Origin of the sequence: Nocardia rhizosphaerae, assembly GCF_042650365.1 — a bacterium.
Lineage (GTDB): Bacteria > Actinomycetota > Actinomycetes > Mycobacteriales > Mycobacteriaceae > Nocardia > Nocardia rhizosphaerae.
On record NZ_JBHSBA010000003.1, the window covers coordinates 1,187,346 to 1,204,951 of the forward strand.

Genomic DNA, 17,606 nt, shown 5'->3' on the forward strand with positions numbered 1-17,606 from the left:
CACGACCGATCAACTTAGGCTAACCTACCTTTGGTGCATTGCCGTGGACCAGGGCGAGAGGCGAGAACGAGATGACGGTGCAGGTAGCGCCGCCGCCGGGGGCGGAGTCGGGGAACCGGCCACCCAAGGCGGCGGCCAAGGCGCGCAAACAGCAGGAAGCGCGCGCACGCAAGGAGATTCTGGCGCCCGTGTCAGGCATGCTGACGGTGGCGAGCCTATTGGTCGCCGTCGCCTCGGTCTGCTCCGTGGTGCCGTTCCTGCTCATCGTGCAGGCCTGCCGGGAACTGCTCGAATCCCCGGTCGACACCGATCGCGTGTGGTGGCTGTTCGGCGCGGCCGTCGTCGTCCTGGTCGTACGCGCACTGCTCCAGGCGGTGGCACTGACCTGGTCGCACGCGCTGGACGCCAACTACCAGCTCACCTTGCGTCGGCTGCTGGCCGACAAGCTCACCCGGGTGCCGCTCGGCTGGTTCGGTGAACGCAGTTCCGGTGCGGTGAAGGCCTACCTGCGCGACGACGTGGAGGCCCTGCACTACCTGGTGGCGCACGCCCGGCTGGAGTTCGTCGGCGCGCTTGTTGTCCCGCTGGTGACCCTCGGCTACCTGTTCACCGTCGACTGGCGCCTCGCGCTGGTGCTGCTGATCCCGCTGATCGCCTATTTCGTGCTCTTCGGCCGGATCATGGACCGCGACGGCCGCGACCGCCTCGCGGTGTACACCCGCTGGGAGCGCCGGACCGCCGAGGCGACCATCGAATTCGTCGACGGCATCCAGGTGGTGCGTGCCTTCGGTCAGGCGGGCAAGGCGCACACCGAGTTCCAGCACGCGGTCGACGGTCAGGTGAACGCGGCGCACCGGCTGAAGATGCCGATCCTGCGGGTGCAATCGGCCTCCGACATCGTGGTCATGCCGGTGTTCGTGATGCTGATCGTGGTCGTCGGCGGCCTCGGATTCGTCGGCCTCGGCTGGGTGGATCCGCTCGACCTGTTGCCGTTCCTGCTGGTCGGTTTGGGTATCGGTAGTTCGCTGCTCGGCCTCGGCTACGGTTCGCAGGCGCTGCGGGCAGGCGGCGCCGCGGCCCTGCGGCTGCACGAACTGCAGCAGACTCCCGAACTCGAGATCGCCGCGTCGAGCACTGAGCCGACCGAGCAGACCGGCGTCGTCCGGTTCGACGGCGTCGAGTTCTCCTACCGCACCGGCCATGACGTACTGCGCGGCATCGACCTCGAACTGAACCCCGGCACCATCACCGCGCTCGTCGGACCGAGTGGTTCCGGGAAATCCACCCTGGCCAAACTGCTTCCACGCTTCTACGACGTCGGCGCGGGCCGGATCACCATCGACGGCCGCGATATCGGTGAGTTCGGCAGCGAAGAGCTCTATCGCACCGTCGGCTTCGTCTTCCAGGACGTGCGGCTGATCCGCGGTTCGATCCGGGAGAACCTGCTCATCGCCAGGCCGGACGCCGACGACGCCGCGCTGGAGCGTGCGTGCCGGGCCGCGCAGATCCACGACCGGGTGCTGGCGCTGCCGCGCGGCTACGACTCCGAGCTCGGCGTGGACGCGTCGCTGTCCGGTGGTGAGGCGCAGCGACTCTCGATCGCCCGTGCCCTGCTGGCCGACACCCCGATCCTGGTGCTCGACGAGGCCACCGCCTTCGCCGATCCCGAATCGGAGGCGGCGGTGCAGGACGCGCTGGCCGCGCTGGTCACCGGGCGCACCGTACTGGTGATCGCGCACCGGCTGCACACCATCACCGGGGTCGACCGGATTCTGGTGCTGGAGAACGGAACCCTGGTCGAACAGGGCACCCACACCGAGTTGCGCGCCGCGGGCGGGCTGTATCAGCGGCTGTGGGAGATCAACGAGGCCGCGCTCGGCACCCTCGCCCCGGTGGAGGAGACACGATGATCCGCAAGGTTTTCCGCCTCGTCCCCGACGAGTTCGCCCCGCTGATCCCGCGCCTGCTCGCCGCGATCGTGGTGCAGGCGCTGTGCCAGGCCATCGCCTACCTGCTGCTCGTTCCCCTCCTGGAGGCCCTGTTCGGCGACGATCTCGGCGCGGCCTGGCTGTGGACGGCCGCGATGGCCGCTGCCGTGCTCGGCGTGATCGTGTTCGGCTATCTGCAGGCTGTGCTCGGCCTTCGCATCGGCCTCGGCATGCAGCGCAGCCTGCAGACCGGCCTCGGTGACAAGCTCAACGCGCTGCCACTCGGCTGGTTCGAGGGCCGTGACGCCGGTCCGCTGTCGCGGGTGATGGTCGAGCAGGTGCGCGAGCTGCAGGGCCTGATCGCCTACCTGCTCACCAAGGTGCTCACCGGCATCATCGTGCCGCTCGCGGTCGCGCTCGGCATGCTGTTCATCGACTGGCGGATCGGGCTCGCCATGCTGCTCGCCGCCCCGGTGCTCTACCTGGTGAACAACCTCGCCAACCGTGCCTATACCGGCGCCGATGCCCGGCTGCACGCCGCCGCGGCCGAGGCCGATTCGCGGGTGGTCGAGTTCGCGCAGGCACAGCCGGTGCTGCGCGCGTTCGGCGCGGTCGGTGCCGGGAACAAGGCGCTCGACGGTGCCCTGGTCGCCCAGCGCTCGGCGGTGCGCAAGATGATGGTCGCGACCGTGCCAGGACTGATCGTGTTCGCGCTGTTCGTGCAGGCGGTCTTTCTGGTGCTGGCCTATCTCGCGGTGGTCCAGGTGACCGGTGGCGAGATCTCGGCCGCCGCGGCGATCGCGCTGATCGCGGTGAGCTCGCGGTTCATCGAGCCGGTCAACCAGGCCGCGCAGCTGGGGACCGCGTTGCGCTCGGCCGCCGCGGCCGCCGACCGGATCAGCGACCTGCTGGCCGAGCCGACCTTGCCCGCGCCGACCGGCCCGGTGACGCCAGGTGCGCCCGCGGTGGTGTTCGATGCGGTGAGCTTCGGCTATCGTCCCGGCGAACCCGTGCTGTCGGACCTGTCGTTCACGGTTCCGCCGGGGACGACCACCGCGATCGTCGGCCCGAGTGGCGCGGGAAAGACCACCCTGCTGCGCCTGGCGGCGCGCTTCTACGACGTGGATTCCGGCGCGGTCTCGGTCGGCGAACACGATGTGCGCGACCAGCCTTCGGACACGCTGCTCGATCAGCTGTCGCTGGTGTTCCAGAACGTCTACCTGTTCAACCGTTCGGTGGCCGACAACATCCGCATCGGCAAGCCCGACGCCACCGACGCCGAACTCGAGCGCGCTGCCGTCGCCGCCAGGGTCGACGAGATCGTCGAACGCCTGCCGGACGGCTTCGACACCACTGTCGGCGAGGGCGGTGCGTCGCTGTCCGGCGGTGAGCGACAGCGGGTTTCGATCGCACGCGCGCTGCTCGAGGACGCGCCGATCGTGCTGCTCGACGAGGCGACCAGCGCACTCGACCCGCACAGCGAGGCGGTCGTCCTTCGCGGAATCCATGAACTGACCAGGGACAAAACGGTGCTGGTCGTCGCCCACCGGCTCGCCACCATCGCCCACGCCGACCAGATCCTGTTCCTCGACGGCGGCCGCATCGCCGAGCAGGGCACCCATGCCGAGCTGCTGGCCATGGGCGGGCGCTACGCCGCGTTCTGGAACGAACGCGAACGGGCCACCGGCTGGCGGCTCGAGCCTGCTCAGGTCTGAGGGGCGACCGCGATTACCGGACCGGCCCGCCGGTGATGCCGTCGTGCCCGGTCGCGGCGGTGTGCACCGCGTCGAGCCCGATCAGACTGCCGCAGCGGCGGCTACGCGCGCATCAGCCGCGCGGCGCACCGATGATCGGCCGTGGGGATGATTCCCCCCGAGCCTCACTTCCAGTACGCCTGCGACTTGATCGCGGTCTTGGGCAGCGCGTGCTGGCCTTTCATGGTTTTCACGATCGAGCGGGTGGTCTGCCCGCAGCACGCGATCCAGGCGAAGGCGTCGGCGGCGCAGCTCATCTCCTGCGCGGCCTCGCGCATCAGCCTGCCGTCGTCGATCCGCTGCAGCCAGGTGATCTCGTGATGCGGCTTGTTGCGCAGGGGGATGGTCTGGTCCGACTCGTACTGCCATTCCAGCCAGATCCGGGCCGGGGTGTCGCCGATGGCCTCGAGCAGGGTGTTGATGGCGGGCAGTGAGGCGGTGTCGCCGAAGATCACGTACTCGCTCGGGGTCTGCTCCGGCAGCTGGAAATCGGAGCCGAGGACGGTGGCGTCGAGTGGATCGCCCGGCTTCGCGCGCAGTGCCCAGTCGGCCGCGGGGCCGTTGTGCAGGGCGAAGTCGATGCTGAAGGTGTCGGCATCGGGGTTCTGTTCGACCAGTGTGTAGCCGCGGTGGTGCTGCTTGTCGCTGCTCGCGTCGGGAATCCAGAGACGGATCCACTGCGTGGGGTGCACCGGGTGATCGGCCAGCAGGCCGCCCGCGGTGAAGCTGACGCGCACGAACTTGTCGGTGATGTGCTCGGTGGAGGTGACCGTGAGCCGGTAGTCGGCGCCGCCCCAAGCCTTGACCATCAGGCCGTTGAATCCCTTACCCATGCCGTTAGGTTAGCCTAAGGTCACTTGTTTGTCTGCACGGTATGCGTTGAGAGAGCGGAGAACGAACCGGTGGAAACCCTCCTGGTAGTCGGTGCGGGGCCGAAAGCCCTTGCGGTGGCGGCGAAAGCACACGTCCTGCGTACTCTCGGCCTGTCCGCTCCGCGCGTGGTCGTCGTGGAGTCGCACGCCGTCGGTGGCAACTGGTTGCCCAGCGGTGGCTGGACCGACGGCCAGCACCGGCTCGGCACCAGCCCGGAGAAGGACATCGGCTTCCCGTACCACTCCACCTGGGCGCGCGGTCGCAATCGCGAGATCGACCAGGCGATGTCCGCGTTCAGCTGGACCTCCTTCCTGATCGAGCACGGCACCTACGCCGAATGGATCGACCGCGGCAGGCCGAGCCCCCAGCATCACGTCTGGGCCAAGTACCTGCAGTGGATCGCCAAGTCGATCGACCTCGAACTCGTGCTCGGCCGGGTCGAGTCGATCGGGCACGGCGGCGCGGGACAGCGCTGGCAGGTCGGTGTCGTCGACGCCGACGGCAACCGCACCGAGCTGGCCGCCGACGGTCTGATGATCACCGGGCCCGGCCGCAGCCGCCGCGCCATCGCCGAACACGCCAGGGTGCTCAGCATCGCCGAATTCTGGGACCTGGCAGGAAAGCGCAGCCTGCCCGTCGCCTCGCGCGCCGCGGTGATCGGCGGCGGGGAGACCGCAGGCTCGGCGCTGGATGAACTGGTTCGGCACGAAATGCTCACCATCTCGGTCATCTCGCCGATGGCCACCCTCTACACCCGTGGCGAGAGCTACTTCGAGAACTCGCTGTTCAGCGACCCGGTGAAGTGGAACGCGCTCAGCAGCCAGGAGCGCCGCGACGTCATCCGCCGGACCGACCGCGGCGTGTTCTCGGTCCGGGTGCAGGAGAGCCTGCTCGGCGACAACCGGGTGCACCACCTGCAGGGCCGGGTCACCAAGATCGTCCCGCAGGGCGAGGCGCTCGCGCTGACCCTCACCAACGAGCTGCGCGCCGATCAGGTACACAACTTCGACCTGGTCGTCGATGCCACCGGCGGTCAGCCGCTGTGGTTCCTCGAACTGTTCGACCAGCAGACCACCGACCAGATCGAACTCGCGGTGGGCGGCCCGCTCACCCAGCAGCGGATCGAGACCTCGATCGGCTACGACCTGGCCGTCACCGGCCTGCCGGGCAAGCTGTACCTGCCGAATATGGCCGCCATGGCGCAGGGGCCGGGGTTCCCGAATCTGAGCTGCCTCGGCGAACTCTCGGATCGCGTACTGCAAACCGAATCGGCTAGAGCCGCGTTTGCTGGAGCGCGGGCGCGCTCGAGTCGCGGCCCCCTTGGTCCCGTCGATCAGGCACCGTTGCTTGCTCCTTCGTCGCTTGCGCACGGCGCCTGATCGACGCCGGCGGGCCGCGACCGCCGCTGACGCGGCGGACTCTCCTCAGGGTCGGGTAGTGCGGGGCTGGGTTGGGTGGTGAGGCTGCGATGTTTGTCGGACCGCCACGCGTCAGCGGTCCGGCATCGTCAGACCAGGGCGACCGGTAGATCGTCGGGCGTGCGCGGAGCCGAATAGAGGGCGATGCGGCGGTCGGGCCGGATATCGAACTCGTCGATGCGGTGGAAGCCCGCCTTGGTGAGACTGCGGCGGATCGACTGGTTGCGGTGGTCCGGGTCGCCCATGATCCGGCGGCAGTCGGGGTTGGCGGCGAAGACCGCGGTGGTCATCGTGGCGATCCAGCCGGTCATGATGCCCTTGCCGATCACGGCGGTGTCGGCGGTGGCGATGTGGAAGCCGATATCGCCCGGCGCCGCGTCGTAGAGGCCGCCGATCTCGTCCTTGGCTGCGCGGTAGAACTCCACATAGGCGATGTCGCGGGTGCCGAGTTCGGGCTCACCGAGGACGGCGAAATCCAGGCTGAGCACGCACGGCCGCGAATAGGTGCCCGCCAGCTGGATCCGGAGATTGGCGCGGCGCCGCTCGGCGTCCCAGTCCTGCTCCCACGATTCGAGCAGGTGCGGTCGGGTCATCCACTCGGCGAGCAGGTCGGGATCCGACCCGTCCGGGTCGGCGACGCGCAGGCTGAACGGCGCCTCGAAAACCGGCAGGACCGGCGCCGGCGCGGCCGCGATCTCGGCGGGCGGATCGGTCCGCTCGCGGGGTAGCGCGGAGGGGGTGCCTGCGGGGTTCATCTGGGTGGAGCTCCATTCAATCGCAACCTTGGTCACCTTGACTGGTAAGGCTAGCCTATACTAATGCCGGGTGTTACTGTTGCCCGAGCGATCGCCCGGTGGTTGCCGGCGCGCATCTGGTCGGGTGACCTTCGGCGACAACGGTATTCGGCCCGGCCCCTGCGTCGGCAGGGTGGTGGACAGTGTTAACGGCCCGCGGGTGCGCGGGCCGGTGAGGGAGAGCGACATGGCAAGAGAACTCGGCTGGATCCGGCAATTCCAGGCCCCCAGGACCGATTCCCTACCGCCGCTGCTCGTCTTCCCGCACGCGGGCGCGGGCGCTTCCGCCTATCGGGTGTTCGCCAAGCGGATGAGCGAGGACTTCGATACCGGCATCGTGCAGTATCCCGGTCGCCAGGACCGGCTCGCCGAGCCCGCCGCGCAGACCCTGCCCGAACTCGCCGCCGGCGCGTTCGAGGCCTTCCACGGCTCCGCCCGCGACACCGGCGCCCCGCTGACCGTGTTCGGCCACAGCATGGGCTCGATCGCCGCGTTCGAATTCGTCCGGCTGGCCGAGGCCGCCGGGTTGTCCGTGCGTTTGCTGGTCGCCTCCGCGGCCGCCGCGCCGCACCGGATCGCCGAACTGCCGGGCCACCCCACCGAGGACGAGGAACTGCTCGACCACATGGCCGCGCTCAACGGCACCGGCGCCGACGTGATGGCCAGCCGCGAGGTGATGCGGATGGCGCTGCCGGTACTCAAGGCCGACTACCGTGCCTTCGACGCCTACTCCTGCGGCACCGAGGTGCGGATCGGCGCGCCGGTGCTCGTGCTCGGCGGCGACGACGATCCCTTCGTCGGACCGCGTGATCTGTACGGCTGGGAACAGAACACCAGCGGCGGGATCGAGGTGAACCTGTTCGCCGGCGGCCACTTCTACATCGACGAGAATCTCGACGGCATCGCCGAGGCGCTCGCCGGACAGGCGCTCGTCCGATGATCGACCCGATCGTCGTCGTCGGTATGGGTGTGGAGGCGCCGGGCGGTGTCGATACCCTGCCCGCGTTCTGGTCCGCGCTCGCCGCGGGCCGGGAACTGATCGGCCCGTTCCCGCGCGATCGGGACTGGCCGCTCGACGAACTGTTCGCCCTCGGCAGGCTCGACGGCTGGGCCCCGGTGCGCGACGCGGGCGGCTTCCTTTCCGGCGCCACCGAATTCGACGCGCAGTTCTTCGGCATCACTCCGCGCGAGGCGGTGGCGATGGACCCGCAGCAGCGGGTGGCCTTGCGGGTCGCCTGGCGGGCGCTCGAGCACGCGGGCATCAATCCCGGTGCACTGCACGGTGATCCGGCCGGTGTGTGGATGGGCGTTTCGGCGACCGAGTACGGGCCGCGGGTCGCCGGAGTCAACGAATACAGCGGATACCGCGCCACCGGAACCGCGCTCGGGGCGGCCGCGGGGCGGATCTCGCACGGGCTCGGGCTGATCGGGCCCTCGATCAGCGTCGACACCGCATGCGCGTCGTCGCTGACCGCCGTGCATCAGGCCGCCTCGGCCATCCGCGCCGGCGAATGCGACTGGGCACTCGCCGGTGGCGTGTGTGTGATGGGCTCACCGGGCGCCTTCTACGAATTCGCCAAGAACAACGCGCTCGCGACCGACGGGCACTGCCGCTCCTACGCCGCCGACCCCACCGGGACGCTGTGGGGCGAGGGCGCGGGCGTCATCGTGCTGGAACGGGAATCGCGGGCCGTGGCGCTCGGGCACCGGATCTACGGCAGGCTGCTCGGGTCGCGGGTCAACCACAACGGCGCGGGCGCGCCGCTCGCGGTGCCGAGTGCGGCCGCGCAGCGCCGCCTCATCGAGGCGACCGTCGCCGCGGCCGGGATCGACGCGAGCGAGATCGGACTGATCGAGGGCCACGGCACCGGCACCGCAGTCGGCGATCCGCTCGAGTTGACCGCGCTGGCCGACACCTACGGTGATCCGGCGCGCGAGGACAGCCCCCTGCTCGGTTCGGTGAAGTCCAACGCGGGTCACGCGCAGGCCGCCTCCGGCATGCTCGGGCTGATCAAGGTGCTGCTGTGCGGCGCGAACGGCGCTGTCGCGCCGAGCCTGTGGGCCGACGCCCCGACCACGGAGCTCGACTGGAGCGCCACCAGTCTGCGCCTCGCCGCCGAGCTCACCGACTGGGCGCCCCGCGCGGACGGCCTGCGCTATGCCGCGGTGTCCTCGTTCGGCGTCGCCGGAACCAACGCGCACGCCATCGTCGGCCTGCCGGTGCTGGAGGAGAACCATGGCTGAGTACCGCCTGCCCGACGGCAGCGTCCCCGTCATGCTGTCCTCCGACAGCGCCGACGGGCTGCGCGCCGAGGCCGACTCCGTGCGCACCTATCTGCTCGACCATCCCGAGGTGACCGCGGAACAGCTGGCGGACATGCTGTTCCGCACTCGGGTGCCCCGTCGCCGCCGTGCGCTGATCATGGCCGAGTGCGTGCGGCCGGGCCACCTCGATCCGGCCGCGGCCGACTCGTCGACCGATCAGGCGACGAAGGCGAGGACCGGCCTGCTCGACGCGCTGGCCGCGCTGGCCGCCGATGCCGACCACCCGTCCGTGGTGCGTGGCGACACGGCCGCGACCGCGCGCCGGGTCGGCTTCGTCTTCCCCGGCCAGGGCAGCCAGCGGCCCGGCATGGGCGCGCTGTTCTACGCGCGGTCGGCCGCCTACCGCGCCGTCGTCGACGAGTGCGCCGAGCTGCACGAGCAGCGATTCGGCCACTCCAAGCCGCTGCACTACCTGCTCGGTCACGAGGGCCGGTTCGAGGACGCGGTGTGGGAAGTGCAGCCCGCGTTGATGTTCCACATGACAGGCTTGGCTGCCGTGTGGCGTGCGGCCGGGGTCGAGCCGTACGCCACCATCGGCCACAGCCAGGGCGAGCTGGCCGCGGGCGCGGTCTCCGGGGTGATGACCCTGCGCGACTCGGTGCTCGCGGTGACCCACCGCGCCCTGCTCGCGGACCGGTTGTCCCCGCGCGGCTATTCGATGGCTGTCCTCGGGATGGACCGCGAGAGCGTGGAAGCGCTGTTGGCGCGGCATTCGGGCTGGGCCGAGCTGGCGGTGGTCAATTCGCCACACATCATCGCCATCTCCGGCGAACGCGGCGCCGTCGTGGACCTGGTCGCCACGGCCGCCGCGCGCGGCCAGTTCGCCAGGGAGATCCGCGTCGCGTTTCCCGCCCACACTTCGATGGTGGCCGAGGTGCGGACCGAGTTCGAGGGTTTCCTCGGCGGCGAAATGAGTTCCCGGAACTTCTCTGCCACCGAAATCCCCTGTTATGGAGCCACTCTCGGTGAGCCGATCACCCCGGATCTGGAGCACGAGCAGTACTGGTACTGGAATCTGCGCAACCGCGTGCGATTCGACCGCGCCGTCGTGCGCGCGGGCGGCGACGGTGTGGACCTGATGATCGAGGTGGCCGAACACCCGGTGCTGCAGCTGGCGATCCAGGAGAACCTGAGCACGGTCCCGAACCGGCCCGGCCTGCCGCCGCGCGACTTCCGCGTCCTCGGCACCTCCCTGCGCACCGCGCAAGACCTGTCCGAGTTCACCCGCAATCTCGCCCAGGTGGCCGTCCTCGACCTCGGCTACCGCTGGGACGCGCTGCGCGTCGACGACACCGTCACGCTGCCGCTGCGCGATTTCCCGCACACCATCACCGCGCCCAAACGGCTGTGGGCTCAGCTCGGCGCGCACGAGCCGCCCGCCGAGCTCGCGGTCGCCGCACCGAAACCGCAGCGGCTGGTCGAGCAGTGGGAACCGGTGCGGCGCCGGTCGCTCACCGCGCCCCGCGACCTGTTGATCGTCGATCACACCGGCGCCTGTGACGAGCTGGCAACCGCGCTGTCGGCGGCGGCCGACCGGCATGGCGCCACGGCGCGGATCGTCGGTCCCACCGAACTCGGCGCCTCGACACTCGCGGCTCGTGCCGACGACGTCGCAGGCATGGCGGCCCGCCCCTCCGCCGGCCCGTCGGCCGATCCCGCGTCCGCGCCGTCCGGTTCGGTGGCGGATGCTCCGGCACCGGCTGATTCGGTCGTCGTGCTGGTGCCGCCCACCGCCGACGACGAGGCCGCGCTGACCGCCTTCTTCGCGCAACGAGCGTGGTCGCCCGCGCTGTCCGCGCTGCGACCCGGTGGCGAATGCTGGCTGATCACCGCAGGTGGTGAGACCGTGCACGAGAGCGATCCGATTCCCGGCGGGTTCGCCGCCGGGGTGAGCGCCGGATTCCGCAGCGTCGGCGTGCAGCACCCTGGCGTGCGATTCCGGCACCTCGATCTCGCCGCGGGCGAGGACGCGCCACGACAGGCGGCCAAGATCGTCGGCGCGGTGCACTCCGACGGCGAGGCCGAGCTGGCATTGCGCGCGGGCAAGCTCTTCGCCAAGCGGCTGGTACTCGACAGCACCGGCGACACCGGCACGCTCGGTACCGAACTCGATCATGTGGTGATCGTCGGCGGCACCGGGCAGCTGGGTCTGCGCTTCGCCGATCATCTCGCCCGAGTCGGTTCGGGCCGGGTGACACTGCTCAGCCGTAGCGGCGAAACCGGCATGCCCGCAGGGGAATTGGCCCGGCTGCGGGCCATCGGCGGCACCGAGGTCGTGGTGCGCGCCTGCGACGTGAGTGATCGGGAAGCCGTGCAGGCCTTCGCCGCCGAGATCGCCGATCGTCCGATCGATCTGCTGATCCACGCAGCCGTCGGCTATGTCGACGCCGAACTCGACCAGATCACCGCCGCCGAGGTGCGCGGCGCCGTCGGCGCCAAACTGACCGGGCTTGCCAACGTCGTCGACACCGCTCCGCTTTCCGGCGACGCGCGAGTGCTGCTGTGCTCATCGATGTCGGCGACGCTCGGCGGCCGCGGGCAGATCCTCTACGCGGCCACCAACCGCATGCTCGATATCGCCGCCCGCCGCCTGCGGGCCCGTGGCATCGCCGCCGCGAGCCTGCAGTGGGGCCTGTGGAGCGTGGCAGGTCCACTCGACGACGCCGGATTCGCCAGGGTCGAGGAGGCGGGTGTGTTCCCTATGGCACCGGCGGACGCGATCGCGGCCGGGCTCGCCGAGCCGCTCCGCGACGGCGTGATCATCGCCGCCGACTGGGACTTCCTGCGCGAGGTACTCGGCGCGTTCGGCCAGGCGAGCCTGCTCACCGGCCTCGAAACCACGGCACCGGTGCGGCCCGCCACTGAACCCGACCCGCGACCCACCGAAGCCGCGGCACCGGTCGCGCCTGCCGCACCGGCCGACGGTGTCTCGCTCGAGCAGCGCATGCGGACCGAACTGCTGAAAGTGATCGGCGGCGACACCGTCGAATCCATCGACGCCACCATGCCGCTGGTAGCGCTCGGGCTCGACTCGTTGCAGGCCTTGGACTTCCGCAAGCGGGTCAAGGCGGAACTGGATCGCGACCTTCCGGTCGCGGCGATTCTCGGCGGCGCGTCGCTCGACGATGTGGTGCTGCTGATGGCACAGAACACCAACCAGGGCTGAGGGGCCGAAAGAATATGTCAGACACCGAAGCCACCCTGTCCGTCGCGGAACGTCGCAAGCAGCTGCTCCAGCAGAAGCTACGCGCGGCGGGCATGGCCGCGGCCGCGCCCGCACCGGTCGCCGTGCCACGGATCGCCACGGGGGAGCGGCGCCCGCTGACACCGGGCCAGCGCCGCATGTGGTTCCTGCAGACCCGCGACGCCGACGACACCGCCCTCAATATCTGTGTGGCCTACCGCCTCACCGGCCCCCTCGACGCCGAGCGGCTGCACGCCGCCTTCGACACCGTCGTCGCCCGCCACGACATCCTGCGCACCACCTACGGTGCCGACGCCGAGGGCGAACCCTTCCAGGTGTGCACCGCCGACGCGCGCGCCGAGTGGTCGACCCACGACCTCACCGATCTCGGCGAATCCGGCCGCGACTTGCGGGTGGAGGTGCTGGCCCGGCGCGATTTCGGCCGCCCGTTCGACCTCGGCACAGAGCTCCCCCTCCGGGCCACCCTGATCCGCACCGCGTCCGCAGGCGATGTGCCCGACGGCCTCGCGCGGTCCTGCTCGCCCGCCGGTGACGGCCCGGCCGACGAGCACGTCGTGCTGTTCACCATCCACCACATCTGCTGGGACGACGACTCGTGGGCGGTGTTCTTCGCCGAGCTCAACGCCGCCTACCGCGCGCCGGGCGGTGATCCGGCGCCGACGATCCAGTTCGCCGCGCTCGCACCGGTCGCCGAGCCCGCCGAGGCCGACATCGCCTACTGGCGCGAGGCCATGCGCCCGCTGCCAGAGCCGCTGGAACTGCCGGGATCGGCCGCGGCCGATCCCGGCCGCCAGGCCACGCGCCGTATCCACCGGCTGTCCGCCGACCTGGTCGCCCGCACCGAGCAGTTCGCCCGCGAGCAGGCCGCGACCCCGTTCATGGTGCTGCTCGCCGCGTTCGACGCCCTCGTGCACCGCTACACCGCGGCCGACGACTTCCTCGTGTCCATTCCGGTCACCGATCGCCCGGCGGGTACCGAACAGCTCATCGGCTACTTCGGCAACACCCTGCTGCTGCGCGCGAGTTTCGGCGACCATGAGGACTTCATGAGCCTGGTCGCGGCCGTGCGCGAGACCTGCGCCGCCGGTTTCGCCCGGCGCGGTGTCGGCATCGACCGGGTGGTGCGCGAGGCCAACCCGGACCGCGTCGCCGGGCGCGATGGGCTGGACCAGCTGGTCCGGCTCGGATTCAGTGTCCGCAAGAGCGCCGACGGTTTCGCCATCGACGGGGTGCGCTCCACTCCGCTCGAGCTCGGTGCCGTCAGCACCCAGGTGCCGCTGGCACTCGCGATCGTCCTCGACGACGACGGCACCGCGCTGGTCGAGGCCGAATACCAGACCGATGTACTGGCCGAGAGCCTGATCGACCAGCTGCTCGCGCATTTCGGTCAGTTGCTCGGCGCCGCGCTGCGCGAGCCGCGCCGCCGCATCGCCGATCTGGACATGCTCGGCGCCGCCGACCGCGCCGCTCTGCTCGAACGCTCGCACGGCCCGCTGTCCGACCAGCCCGCGACCACCCTGGTCGCCCTGCTCGAGGCCGCCGCGGCGGCGGCACCCGAGGCAGTCGCACTGGCCTCCGACGACATCGAGCTCAGCTACGCCGCCCTGCACGCGCGCGCGAATCGACTGGCGCACTGGCTGATCGGGCATGGTATCGGCACCGAAGACCTCGTCGGGCTACGCCTTGGAACCTCGGTGGAGTTCATCGTCGCGGTACTCGCCGTGCTGAAGGCCGGCGGTGCGTACCTGCCGATCGACCCCGCCTACCCCGCCGACCGGATCGACTACCTGGTCGCCGACGCCGCACCCCGATTGCTGCTCGGCGCAACCGAATTGGCGGCGGCCGAGGCAGCGGCCGCCGCACTGCCGGAGACCGCGCCTACCGATGCCGACCGCCTGCGCCCGCTGCTGCCTGCGAACCTCGCCTACGTCATCTACACTTCCGGCTCCACCGGCAAGCCCAAGGGTGTTCCGGTCCCGCACGCGGCGATCGCCGAGCACATCGCCTGCTTCACCGCGGACTGGAGCATGACCGCCGCCGACCGGCTGATGCAGTCGTCGTCGGTGAGTTTCGACGCCTCGCTCGTCGATATCGCGATCACCCTGACGGTCGGCGCCCAGCTGATCGTGCCCAAGCCCAACGCCTTCCGTGACATCCGCTACGTGGCCGAGCTGATCAGCCGCCGCCAGGTGACCGTGCTGCACATGGTGCCGTCGATGCTCAGCACCTTCCTGCTGCTGCCCGAGGTGAGCGAATGGCGCTCGCTGCGCCAGGTGCCGGTCGGTGGTGAGGCGCTGCCCGGCGAGGTCGCCGATCGCTTCGCCGCCACCCTCGACGCCGCGCTGAGCAACAACTACGGGCCGACCGAGGCCGTGGTGTGCTCGACCCACATGCCGGTGGACGGTCCGCAGGGCACCGGCATCGTGCCGATCGGCCTGCCCAACCGCAACGTCTACACCTATGTGCTCGACGAGGCGCTGCAACTGGTGCCCGACGGCGTCGTCGGCGAGCTGTACCTCGGTGGTGACCAGCTCGCCCGCGGCTACCTGCACCGCCCCGGATTGAGCGCGCAGCGTTTCGTCGCCGACCCCTTCGCTGTGTCTGATGGCGGCACTCCCGAGGGCGCTGGGTGGTCACGCTCCGCTACGGCCTCCGCGCCCGCCGGTCGTGCCGCGCCAGGAGCCCGCCTCTACCGCTCCGGTGACCTGGTGCGCCGCAACAGCTTCGGTGAGCTGGAGTTCGTCGGCCGGGCCGACGAGCAGGTGAAGGTGCGCGGTTTCCGCATCGAACTCGGCGAGGTCGAGGCCGCGATCGCCGCGCATCCCGCTGTCGCGCACTGTGTCGTCGTCGTCACCGAGGACCCGGCCATCGGTGCCGTGCTCGCCGCCTACGTGGTGCCCGCCGAGGAGCACATCGACCTCGAGCAGGTGCACGGGTTCGTCTCGTCGGGCCTGCCGGAATACATGGTGCCGAGCGCGTTCGCGGTGATCGAGGAGATCCCGCTGACGATCAACGGCAAGCTCGACAAGCGCGCGCTGCCCGCCGCGACCCCCGCGGTCGCGCGCGCGCACCGCGCGCCCGCCACCGCCACCGAACGCAAGATGTGCGCGCTGTTCGGTGCGCTGTTCTCGCTCGACGAGGTCGGCGCCGAGGACTCCTTCTTCGAGCTCGGCGGCCATTCGCTGCTCGCCGCCCGCCTCGTCGCCCAGATCCGGGCGGAATTCGGCATCGAGCTCGATGTGCGCGTCGTCTTCGACAGCCCGACCCCAGCCGCGCTGGCCGCGACGCTGGTCGCCCGCTTCCTCGCCGAGTTCGACATGGACCTCGACGCGGTCGACGCCGACCTCGCCGCGGAACCGGCCGCGACAGCGCAGGATTCGGCGGCAGGCGACCTTCGCGGCTCACCGGCAGCCGGACACGGCGACAGCGGTGCGCTGAGCGGGCAGGGGGCGGCTCGCCCCGCTGCGGCCACAGAGCCCGATCACACCCAGCAGCCCGCCGCCGGGGCGAAGGCCGCTCGCCCCGCCCTGGTCGCCAGGCCGCGCGGCGAGCGGATCCCGGTGTCGTACTCCCAGCTGGCCATGTGGTTCCAGTACCGCATGGAGGGCGCGGGCTCGGTCGGCAATCTGCCGCTGGCCATGCGCTTCGACGGCTCGCTCGATATCGCGGCACTGCGCTCCGCGCTCGACGACGTGGTCGCCAGGCACGAGTCGCTGCGCACCACCTTCCCCGAGCACGACGGCGCGCCCTACCAGCTGATCCACCCCGCCACCGAGGTTCCGCTGCCGATCCGCGAGATCGCACCGGAGCGGCTCGACGCGGAGCTCGCGACCATCGCGGACTATGCCTTCACCCTCGACGCCGAACCGCTGATCCGCGCCGAACTGCTTGTCCTGCGCCCCGACACCCACGTGCTGTCGTTGCTGGTGCACCACATCGTCGCCGACCACGCCTCCTTCGGCGTGCTGCTCGACGACCTCACCACCGCCTACCGGGCCCGCACCGAGCGGGGGACCGCGCCGGATTCGGCGCCGTTGCCGATCCAGTTCGCCGATTACGCCCAGTGGCAGCGTGAGCTCTACGACGCCGCGGCCCCGAGCGAATTCGCGCAGGCGCAGATCGAATACTGGCGTGCGGCGCTGGCCGATGTGCCCGAGGAGATCCGGGTCGCACACGACCGGCCACGCCCGCCGGTACTCGGCAAGCGCGGCGAGGTGGTCACCTTCACCCTGCCCGCCACCGTGCGCACGGGCCTGGAGTCGCTGGCAAGGAGCAGCGGCGCCACCGAGTTCATGGTGTGCCAGGCAGCCGTTGCCACCCTGCTGCACACCCTCGGCGGCGGCACCGACATCACGCTCGGCACGCCGGTGGCGGCCCGCACCGACCCGGCGACCACCGCCATGATCGGCCTGTTCGCCAATATGGTCGTGCTGCGCAACGACCTGTCGAACGCGCCGACCCTGCGCGAGACCGTGCTGCGGGCCCGCGATGTGGTGCTCGACGCCGACGCGCATCAGGAACTGCCGATCGAACGGCTGGTCGAGGCGCTCAACCCGCGCCGCTCCCGTTCACGGAACCCGTTGTTCCAGAGCATGATCCACTTCCGCGGCGCGGACTGGGCGCCGACCACCCTGCCGTTCGCGAGCTCGGGCGCCAGCACCGTCACCGTGCTGCCCGCCGACTTCGATGTCTCGTTCCTCGACCTGAACCTGAGCCTGAACGTGACCGCCGACGGTGGCATGGACGTACGGGTGGTCGTCAACGCCGACCTCTACGACCCCGCTACCGCCGCGCTCATCGCCGATGCGCTCGCCGCCACGCTGCGCGCGTACGCCGAGACCCCGGAGCTGGCGGTCGCCGACCTGCGGGTGCTCCCGCAGGCCGATCTCGACCGGCTGCGCGCCGCACCGGAACCCGCCGCCGTGGCCACGGTGGGGAGCGCGGGCGCTGCGGGCTCCGACACCGAGCGGACCCTGATCACCCTGATCGAGGAACTGCTCGAGATCGACGAGGTGACCGGGGCGGACAACTTCTTCGCCCTCGGCGGCGACAGCGTGATCTCCATCCAGTGGTCGAGCCGCGCCGAGGCGCTCGGCCTGCCGTTGAGTCCGCAGCTGGTGTTCGAGTGCGCCACCATCACCGAACTGGCCGCCGCGGTCGACGCCGCCGCGGCCGCGGGCCCGGCGAAAACCGAGGAACCCGAGCAGGTCTCGCACGCGCCGATGAGCGCGTCAGGCTTGGAGGCGGATGCGCTGTCGGCGCTGACCGCCGCCTGGAACGCCCAGGGATGACCAGCACCACCACGCAGT

General features: G+C 70.7%; 9 protein-coding genes. 7 read left to right on the plus strand and 2 right to left on the minus strand.

Annotation, left to right across the window (positions count from 1 at the left end; translation table 11 throughout):
- The first annotated feature begins 71 nt into the window (after positions 1 to 71).
- Together ACFOW8_RS07090 and ACFOW8_RS07095 are read left to right on the plus strand one after the other, a co-directional pair.
- Positions 72 to 1,910, plus strand: a complete 1,839-nt coding sequence (locus ACFOW8_RS07090) for an ABC transporter ATP-binding protein (protein WP_378547180.1) — start codon at positions 72 to 74, stop codon at positions 1,908 to 1,910.
- Positions 1,907 to 3,643, plus strand: a complete 1,737-nt coding sequence (locus tag ACFOW8_RS07095) for an ABC transporter ATP-binding protein (RefSeq protein WP_378547183.1) — start codon at positions 1,907 to 1,909, stop codon at positions 3,641 to 3,643. The genes ACFOW8_RS07090 and ACFOW8_RS07095 overlap by 4 nt, the downstream gene beginning before the upstream one ends.
- A gap of 164 nt (positions 3,644 to 3,807) precedes the next feature.
- On the opposite strand, the gene ACFOW8_RS07100 is transcribed toward ACFOW8_RS07095, so the two are convergent.
- On the minus strand, positions 3,808 to 4,515 hold the full coding sequence (locus ACFOW8_RS07100) for a siderophore-interacting protein (RefSeq protein WP_378547186.1): 708 nt from the start codon (positions 4,513 to 4,515) through the stop codon (positions 3,808 to 3,810).
- A gap of 69 nt (positions 4,516 to 4,584) precedes the next feature.
- On the opposite strand from ACFOW8_RS07100, the gene ACFOW8_RS07105 reads away from it, so the two are divergent.
- Positions 4,585 to 5,934, plus strand: coding sequence for a SidA/IucD/PvdA family monooxygenase (locus ACFOW8_RS07105; protein WP_378547189.1), 1,350 nt, complete (start codon positions 4,585 to 4,587; stop codon positions 5,932 to 5,934).
- Between the two features lie 128 nt (positions 5,935 to 6,062).
- Here ACFOW8_RS07105 and ACFOW8_RS07110 read toward each other — a convergent pair whose 3' ends face one another.
- Positions 6,063 to 6,764: a GNAT family N-acetyltransferase gene (locus ACFOW8_RS07110; protein ID WP_378547193.1), complete on the minus strand. Its 702-nt coding sequence runs from the start codon at positions 6,762 to 6,764 to the stop codon at positions 6,063 to 6,065.
- A 190-nt stretch (positions 6,765 to 6,954) separates the two neighbouring features.
- On the opposite strand from ACFOW8_RS07110, the gene ACFOW8_RS07115 reads away from it, so the two are divergent.
- Genes ACFOW8_RS07115 through ACFOW8_RS07130 form a run of 4 tightly spaced genes read left to right on the plus strand, consistent with a single transcriptional unit; the run spans position 6,955 to position 17,588 of the window.
- Entirely contained in the window at positions 6,955 to 7,707 is a 753-nt protein-coding gene (locus tag ACFOW8_RS07115) for a thioesterase II family protein (RefSeq protein WP_378547196.1), read from the plus strand.
- Complete coding sequence (locus tag ACFOW8_RS07120) at positions 7,704 to 9,011, plus strand: beta-ketoacyl [acyl carrier protein] synthase domain-containing protein (protein ID WP_378547199.1); 1,308 nt, start codon at positions 7,704 to 7,706, stop codon at positions 9,009 to 9,011. Before ACFOW8_RS07115 ends, ACFOW8_RS07120 begins: the two co-directional genes overlap by 4 nt.
- Positions 9,004 to 12,258: a nocobactin polyketide synthase NbtC gene (nbtC, locus tag ACFOW8_RS07125; protein ID WP_378547202.1), complete on the plus strand. Its 3,255-nt coding sequence runs from the start codon at positions 9,004 to 9,006 to the stop codon at positions 12,256 to 12,258. The genes ACFOW8_RS07120 and nbtC overlap by 8 nt, the downstream gene beginning before the upstream one ends.
- Before the next feature lie 14 nt (positions 12,259 to 12,272).
- Entirely contained in the window at positions 12,273 to 17,588 is a 5,316-nt protein-coding gene (locus ACFOW8_RS07130; protein ID WP_378547205.1) for an amino acid adenylation domain-containing protein, read from the plus strand.
- Positions 17,589 to 17,606 lie beyond the last annotated feature (18 nt).